The organism is Pseudomonas sp. S36 (genome assembly GCF_016647875.1).
In the GTDB taxonomy this organism is placed as follows: Bacteria; Pseudomonadota; Gammaproteobacteria; order Pseudomonadales; family Pseudomonadaceae; genus Aquipseudomonas; species Aquipseudomonas parafulva.
On the sequence record NZ_JACVVG010000087.1, the window covers coordinates 1 to 6,018 of the forward strand.

5 protein-coding genes are annotated in these 6,018 nt (G+C 64.9%); 1 reads left to right on the forward strand and 4 read right to left on the reverse strand.

The annotated features are described in order from the left end of the window. Positions 1 to 137 precede the first annotated feature (137 nt). The 4 genes from IAE36_RS23330 to IAE36_RS23345 all read right to left on the reverse strand — a co-directional run bounded on the left by IAE36_RS23330 (position 138) and on the right by IAE36_RS23345 (position 5,222). Positions 138 to 1,574, reverse strand: coding sequence for an efflux transporter outer membrane subunit (locus IAE36_RS23330; RefSeq protein WP_201214961.1), 1,437 nt, complete (start codon positions 1,572 to 1,574; stop codon positions 138 to 140). Beyond that, positions 1,571 to 2,632, reverse strand: coding sequence for an HlyD family secretion protein (locus tag IAE36_RS23335; protein ID WP_201214962.1), 1,062 nt, complete (start codon positions 2,630 to 2,632; stop codon positions 1,571 to 1,573). Before IAE36_RS23335 ends, IAE36_RS23330 begins: the two co-directional genes overlap by 4 nt. Positions 2,633 to 2,660: 28 nt before the next feature. Beyond that, complete coding sequence (locus IAE36_RS23340) at positions 2,661 to 4,202, reverse strand: MFS transporter (RefSeq protein ID WP_201214963.1); 1,542 nt, start codon at positions 4,200 to 4,202, stop codon at positions 2,661 to 2,663. A gap of 114 nt (positions 4,203 to 4,316) precedes the next feature. Continuing rightward, the gene (locus IAE36_RS23345) at positions 4,317 to 5,222 is read right to left on the reverse strand and encodes a LysR family transcriptional regulator (RefSeq protein WP_201214964.1); all 906 of its coding nucleotides are present in this window, start codon (positions 5,220 to 5,222) and stop codon (positions 4,317 to 4,319) included. A 169-nt stretch (positions 5,223 to 5,391) separates the two neighbouring features. On the opposite strand from IAE36_RS23345, the gene IAE36_RS23350 reads away from it, so the two are divergent. Continuing rightward, the gene (locus IAE36_RS23350) at positions 5,392 to 5,841 is read left to right on the forward strand and encodes a universal stress protein (protein WP_028635251.1); all 450 of its coding nucleotides are present in this window, start codon (positions 5,392 to 5,394) and stop codon (positions 5,839 to 5,841) included. Positions 5,842 to 6,018 lie beyond the last annotated feature (177 nt).

The window sequence follows — 6,018 nt, forward strand, 5'->3', positions numbered from 1 at the left end:
GTTTGGGTTGTTGCGCGGGCTTTGAGGTAGGACGTGGTTTATGTGGCGGCGCTCGATCTCACAGGCGAAAAACCCCTCAAGGCGGGCACCTGTAATCCCTCACACCCGTCTCCCCGCAAACCAATCGACACAAAGGTTCAACCCTGCTCAAACCCCTGCCACCCCCCGCCCAGCGCCTTGTACAACCCCACCAGGGCCTGGGAAACCGCCGCCGAACTGTCGATCAGTTGCTCTTCACTGGTCAGCAAGGCGCCCTGCACGGTCAGCACATTGAGAAAGTCCACCGCGCCTTCCACGTACTGGCGCTGGGCAGTTTCCAGGGCGATACGATTCTGGCGCACGGCTTCGGCCAGGTGATCGCGGCGCAGCTGGCTGGCGTTGTAAAGGCGCAGCACGTCGTCGATCTCGTGCCACGCGCCCAGCACCACCTTGCGGTAGTTCAACGCCGCCTCCTGCTGCTGCGCCTCGCGCAGCGCCAGGGTGCCCTTGAGCCGGCCTCCTTCGAAAATCGGCAACGACAACTGCGGCCCAAACGCGAAGCGACGCGAATCCCACGTGCCGAAATCGGCCAGTTGCATGGCCTGGAAGCCGACATTGCCCGACAGCCGAATGCTGGGGTAGAAGTCGGCCTTGGCCACGCCAATGCTGGCCGTGGCCGCATGCAAGCGGGCTTCGGCCTGGCGAATGTCGGGCCGGCGCTGGGCCAGTTCGGACGGTAAACCGATAGCAAAGCGCTGTTGCGGTGCAGGCAGGTCGGCGCCCTGCTGCAGTTGGGCCTGCAGGCTGCGCGGCGGTTCGGCGGCGAGCAGGCTCAGGGCGTTGATCAGGTCGTCGCGCCGGGCTTCCAGCGTGGGCAGGCGTGCTTCGATGGACGCCACCTGGGCACTGGCCTGGGCCACGTCCAACCGGGTGGCGACGCCCTCGGCCTGACGGTCTTCAGACAGCTTCAGGCTATGCCGGGCGACCTTGAGGTTGTCCTGCGTCACGGCCAGGGTGTGCTGCACGGCGCGCAACTGGATATAGTCCCCGGCGGTTTCCGAGAGCAATGCCAGCAACACGGCGCGGCGATCGTTTTCGGCCACCTGCACCGAGGCATCCGCCGCCTCCACCTGCCGCCGCACACGGCCCCACAGGTCAAGCTCCCACCCGGCCACCAGGTCACCCTGCCACAGGCTGAACGCCTGCTTGCCGGCCTTGCCCGAGGGGTCATTCAGGCCCTCCGCACTGTTGCGGGCGCGGCTGTAACCGGCGTTGGCCTCCACTGTCGGCGCTTCGTCGGCCGCCACGGTGCTGCGCATCGCCCGGCTTTGCAGCAGGCGCGCACTGGCCATCTGCAGGTCGAGGTTGCGCTCGGCAACCCGCTGGATCAACGCGGTGAGCTGCGCATCGTGAAAGGTTTCCCACCACCGGGTTTCCAGCGGTTCAGGCTGCGGTTGGCTGGCCGCAGCCTGGCCCTGGATACCGGCCCACTGTTGCGGGGCCTGGCTGTCGGGCCGCTGGAAATCCGGGCCCAGGGTACAGCCGGCCATGCACAGGGCCAGCAGCAACGGGCTCAAGCGTAATGCCGGCTTCATCGTGTACTGACCTCGCTGCCCTGCAGTGTTTGCGCCTGGGTATCGATGGTCGCCTCCACCGACATGCCAACCCGCAGGCGGCTCAGCAGGGGTTGCCCGTCATCGAACACGATTTTCACCGGGATGCGCTGCACCACCTTGGTGAAGTTACCCGTGGCGTTGTCTGGTTTGACGGCGGCGAAGGTGACGCCCGTTGCCGGGGCGATGCTTTGCACATGGCCGTACAGTTGCTCTCCGGCGAAGGTGTCGACGCTGACAGTCACCGGCTGGCCGGGCTGCACGTGGGTCAGCTGGGTTTCCTGGAAGTTGCCGACCACATAGGCCTGCTGCAACGGCACCACCGAAAGCAGCCGCGTCCCAGGCGTTACATAGGCACCCACGCGCAAGGCGCGCTCACCCACCATGCCGTCCACCGGTGCAGTGATGCGGGTGTACGACAAATCCAGCTGGGCTTTCTCCAGGCCCGCTTCGGCACGTTTGAGCTGGCCATCGGCACTGGCCACCTGGGCGGTGAGGATGTCCACCTGCTTGCGGGTAGCCACCAGCGCCGCCTGGGCATTGGCCAGATGGGCCCGGGCCTGGTCCACCCGGCTGCGGGCTTGCTGGGCGTTCTGCACGGTGCCGGCGCCCTGCTCGGCCAGCCGGCCGTAGCGGCGCACTTCATGGTCGGCAAAGCTCACTTCGGCCTGGGCCGCCTTTACCGCCGCTTCGGCCTGGGCGATCAGTGCCCCCTGCCGGTCAAGGGTGGCGCGGGCGTCGGCGCTTTGTGCCTGGGCCACCAGCAACTGCGCCTGGGCAGCATACAGGGCGGCCTGGTAGTCACGGGCGTCGATGGTCGCCAGCAACTGCCCAGCCTTGACCTGCTGGTTGTCCTCCACCAATACCTCCTTGATGAAGCCGGCGACCTTGGGCGCGACCACGGTGTAGTCGGCGATCACATAGGCATCGTTGGTGCTCTGCCGGTGGTCACTGCCAAACAGCCAGGGGCCAACGAGGGCGGCCAGCACGGCCACGGCCAGCACCGAGCCAATGAACAGGGTTTTGCGGTTTTGGGTCATTTCAGCGTTACTCGAAGTCATCCAGGGGTCAGGCCACCGCACGCGGCGGGTAGACCCGGGTAGGCACGAAAGGAATCAGGCAGATCAGGGCAACGGCGACACCCGCCATGACCAGGTAGAGGTCGGCGGAGGTCAGTACCGCGGCTTGTTCGTGAATGCGTGCAGCCAGGCCAGGGGTGTTGCCTTCTACCAACGCGGCATTGCCCAGGCTGTCGACCAGGTGGTTGGAATGGAAATGCCGGCGCACGGTACCCAGCCCGTCCAGCAGGCCGCCCGCGATGGCGGCGGATAGGCCCTTGACGGTGTTGAACCAGGCGGATGCGAACGGCCCGTCCTGCGGGCTCATGCCCGTGGTGGACAGCATCAGCAGGGGCAGCACGGCCATGGGCTGGCCAAACACCTGCAGCAGGTAGAACGGGTAGAAGTCGCCCCGTATCCACTGTGAGGTCAGCAGGCTGCTGCCAATGCACGAGCAGCACAGCATGGCCAGCCCGCAAGCCAGCACCCACCGGCAATCCACCGCGCGGATGTTGCACAGTGCGGCGGTAAGCGGCAGCGCGATGAGCTGGGGCATGGCCACCAGCAGCATCAACGGGCTGGTCTGCGCGGGCCGATACCCTTGCACCTGCGCCAGATAGGCTGACGGGATGCTGCCTACGCCCGAGAGCACTACCAGCACGCCACACAGTGTCAGCAAGGCAAAACTCAGGTTGCGCCGCGACAACATGCGCAACTGGAAGAACGGCAGGGGCTCGGACCACTCGTTGAACAGGAACAGCACCAGCAGCAACACGCCCCCGCCCAGCAGCCAGCAGATCAGCGGCGAGTCGAACCAGCCCCAGCGGTCGCCCAGCGAAAGCCCCAGCACGATACTGCTGATGGCCGGCAGGCCGAGCAGCACACCGCGCCAGTCGAACTGCTTGAAACGTTCAAGGCGCAACGGGTCCTGCGGCAGGCCCCAGGCCACGCAGGCACCCGCCAGCAGTGACGGCGCAATGATCTGCCAGAACGCCCATTGCCAGCCGACGTACTCGGTCCACAGGCCCGCCAGCGGCGTGCCCAGGTTGGGGCCGAACGTTGCAGTCAGGGCATAACAGGCCAGCCCGTATACCTTGATGCCTGGGGGCAGAAAGCGCAGGGCCACGCTCATCAGCATCGGCGGCAAGGCACCGGAGGCAAAGCCCTGCAGCACCCGCAGCAGCATCAGGCTGTGCAGGTTGGGGGCAAATGGCTGCAGCAGGCCCAGCACTGCGAACACTGCGATGGCGCAGAGGGTGAAGCGCCGCAGGGAGAAGGTGGTAGCCAGCCACGGCGCGAAGGCCATGGCCGACACCGAGGCGGCGCTGTACGCCGCCAGCAGCCAGGCGCCTTCGTCGGCACCAATACCCATGGCCCCGCGGATATCGGCCAGGGAAATCTTGGTCACCGATTCGTTCAGGCCCGCACACAGCACGGCCAGCAACACGCCAAACAGCCCAACCACCACCCGCAGGCCGAAGGCGCTCGGCACCGGTACGGCCGGCGCGGGTGCGGCGGCGGTTCCGGTAGAAGGGGCAGACAAGGCATTCATTAACAGAAATCTCCAGCAACATATTTGCGACTGGAGCAATTTTAAGAAGGTCGAATGATGACGAAAACTGAATTGTCAGCAGGTTTATATTGCGTCAAACACAATCGACGATCTTTACGGGTCGCTGATACCGCAGGTTTTCATGGTCTGGCGTAGCCAGCGGTGAGCGGGGTCGTTGTCAAAGCGCGGGTGCCAGGCCTGCATCACGGTGACGGTTTCCAGCGGCACCGGGATCTCAAAGGACCGCAACGGCAGTTTCAGGCGCTGCACGCTGTTCAAGATGTTGGCGGGTATGGGCAGGATCAGGTCCGAGTCCGGCAGCGAGAACATCGCCGAATGGAAGCTGGTGGTGATCAGTGCCACTTGCCGTTCCACGCGGTGGTTGGCCAAGGCCACATCGATTGGCCCGTTGGCGCGGCCCCGCCGGGACACACTGATCTGCGGGAACTCGGCAAAGCGTTCGGGGGTAATGGGGCCGTCGAAGATGGGGTGGTCGGTACGGGCCAGCCCCACGAAGTAGGTATTGAACAGGCTCTGCACCTTGATCTCCGGGCCCAGTTCCACGGACGAGCTGACGATCAGGTCGATCTGCCCGTTGCGCAGCATGGCATCGTCATCGCCACTGCCCTCCGGCACGAAGCGCAGCACGGTGTGGGGCGCCTCGGCCAGCATCATGCGCAGCAGCTTGGCCCCGTACAGGGCAATGAACAGGTCGTTGGTGCGGATGTTGAAGGCCCGGTGCAGGTTGGCCAGGTCCACGCCTTCGCGGCTGCGGAACACCTGGCCGGCCTGCTCGACCAGGCCGTGCACCTGGTCACGCAGGGCCAATGCGCGTGGGGTGGGGACCAGGCCGCGACCGGCGCGCACCAGTATCGGGTCGCCCAGCGCCTCCCGGATGCGCCCCAGGGTGCGGCTCATGGCAGCGGGGCTCAGGTTCATGCGCTGCGCGGCGCCCACCACGCTGCCCTCGTCGAGCAGCACATCGAGGGCGACCAGCAGGTTCATGTCCGGGAGTTGCATGGGGGTGTTTTCCGTCGCGCTATTTCGATGGGGCGATGGTAGCAGGTTGCCCGATTGCGTCTGGTGCAATACGCTCGTGCGCGGTGGGGTATTTATCCACAGGGTGGGTTGGGCGAAGAATGGTGGTTGGAAGACAGCCCTTTTTGCCTGGCCGACTCAAGGAAACATGATGCCCTGCCCTGTCCTTATTGCCATTGACGCCTCCCCCGCCTCCCACGCGCTGGTTACCCTGGCCAGGCGGTATTGCCAACCTGGGGAACACCGCCTGCATGTGCTGCTGGCCATTGATGCCACCTTCGCGGTGCATGATGCGCCTGGGCCTTATACGCCTGAGGAAATGCAGGAGTACCCTGCGGCTTGCGAGGAGCAGCAGCATGCGGATCAGGCTGTGGCGGCGGCTGTGGATGATCTGCAACGTGCGGGGTTTGAGTGCCAGGGGCACATGATGGCTGGGCTGCCGGCTGAGGTGATTGTGGGGAAGGCGCGGGCGCTGGGGTGTGAGTTAATCATCATGGGGCACCGGCATCTGTCGCGGCTGGGGCGGTTGTTGGACCCTTCGGTGAGCGGGAAGGTGATTGATGGGGTGCAGGTACCGGTGTTGGTGGCGCCGGCGGGGTGAGGCTATTCCAAATAACCACACAACGTAATAGAACTTCAAGCTTCAAGCTTCAAGCTTCAAGCTTCAAGCTCGTTCAGTGTGGGCGCAGACACCTAGCTAACATTCTTTTACGTGATTTGCGCTTAATCACCTTTCCGCCCTTACGGCGGGTTACTTTGGTCGCGGCCAAAGTAACCA